Source organism: Streptomyces sp. S6 (assembly GCF_054880855.1).
In genome coordinates, this window is sequence record NZ_JBTYMC010000604.1 from 1 (window position 1) to 1726 (window position 1726).

Annotated in this window: 2 protein-coding genes; one reads left to right on the forward strand and one right to left on the reverse strand. The window is 71.7% G+C overall.

Going from position 1 to position 1726, the window contains the following annotated elements; genetic code table 11:
* Positions 1 to 408 (reverse strand): FHA domain-containing protein (locus ACVNF4_RS35700; protein WP_461806992.1); only part of this gene is annotated, 408 nt, incomplete at its 3' end.
* A 241-nt stretch (positions 409 to 649) separates the two neighbouring features.
* Here ACVNF4_RS35700 and ACVNF4_RS35705 point away from each other — a divergent pair.
* A partial coding sequence (locus ACVNF4_RS35705) for a streptophobe family protein (protein WP_461806993.1) occupies positions 650 to 1726 on the forward strand: 1077 nt, incomplete at its 3' end.

Below are 1726 nucleotides of genomic sequence, written 5' to 3' on the forward strand. Positions count from 1 at the left end.
GGGCTGCTGGTTCCAGCCGGCGCCCTGGGCGGCGTACGGCTGGTGCGGGGCGGCGGCCTGCTGGGCCACCGGCTGCTGGACGGCCGTCAGGTTCAGGCGGGGGCCGTCCGTGGCGTTGCCGAGGTTGACGACGCTGCCGGGGGCCAGGTCGGTCCGCTGGATCCGCTGCCCCTGCACGTAGCTGCCGTTCGTGCTGCCGTGGTCCTCGATGACCCAGCTACGGCCGTCGAAGCTGACCGTGGCGTGCCGCCAGGAGACCCTGGCGTCGTCGAACACGACGTCCCCCTGAGGGTCGCGTCCGAGTGTGTATGCCCTGGACGGATCGAGCGTCCAGGTACGTCCGTTTGTTTCGAGTACGAGTTCAGGCACTCCGAGCCCCACTGATTTGTCCCCCGATATGCCCCTCATCCAGAGGGAGTGTAGGGATGTCGAACATCGGGGGGAACTATTTCAGGAGCGGCCCTCTGACCGAAAGTCGGGCCTTGCCGGGGGTGGTCAAAAGATGTTCGGGAGTTGTCGCGGGGTTGTTCGGGGGTTGTGAAGACGGCTCCTACGCGCCCTCGTCGACGCCGTTGACGGGGCGGAAACCCACCCTGAGAGTGGTAAACGCACGCGAGGGGGACAGACGCGGCGGATCGGGGGGTCTGCGATGAGTGGGGGAAGCGTAGGACGAACGACGTACGGGCGGGGCGCGCTCTGGAGGGACGTGCTGCTGACCGCGATCGCCGCCGTGAGCTGGGCGTTGATCGGGATGGCGGGGACGGCGGCGCTCGGGCTGCATCTGCTGCGGGCCGATTCCGCCGGGTCGCTCGGGCCGATGACGGCGGCTGTGGTGGCGCTCGGGGCGGGTGGTTCCGTGTCGCCCTCCGGGGACGTGTCCGCGTTCGGCCTGACGGGCGCACAGGCCGCCGGCGCCATCGAAATCGCGCCACTCGGCGTCGGACTGACCGGCGCGCTCCTTCTGTCCTGGTTCTTCTTACGGTCCTTGCGGACGGCGGGAGTTGTCGTCCCGCTCGGTGAACTCCTGCTGCGTGCGGGGGCGGTGGCCGGGCTGTTCGTCGCGATGCTGGGCGGGCTGGCCTGGGCCGGACACGATGTGATCACGATCGACGGGGGCGCGCTCCACAGCCCGGACAAGCTGAACATCCCGGGCATCGGGGACGTCGGCGGGCTACTGCCGGGCCGGATCGGGAACCTCATCGAGGCGAAGGCCGCCGTCGGGTTCACCGTCGACACCGGGCCCACGCTGCTCGGCGGGCTCGGCTGGTGCCTGGGCGTCCTGCTGATCGCCCTGCTCGCCTCCCGCCGCACACCGCTCCCCCTGAACTGGGGGATCGTGCACCGGGCGGTGCGGCCCGCCGTGTCCGCCGTGGTGTCCGTGCTGCTCGTCGCCGTCGCGGCGGGGTGGGCGGCGGCTGCCTTCGCGGCGATCAGGGACGACCATCCGGCCCGGATCTTCGGCGCCGCGCTCCTCGGGGCTCCCAACGGGGTCTGGGTCGGCGTCGACCTCGGGCTGTTCGTGCCGTTCGACGGGCGGTCGAGCGGTGTCCTCACGTACGTCCTGCCGGACCCGGTGGACCGGCTGCTCGCCTCCGGGAAGCCGGCCTCCGTCACGCTCGGGCACCTCGCGGAACTCAGCGGGAAGGTGTGGCTGCTGGGGGTGGCGGCGGCGCTGACGGCGCTGCTCGCGGGGGTGTTCGCGGCGGTGCGGACGCCGGTCGCCGCC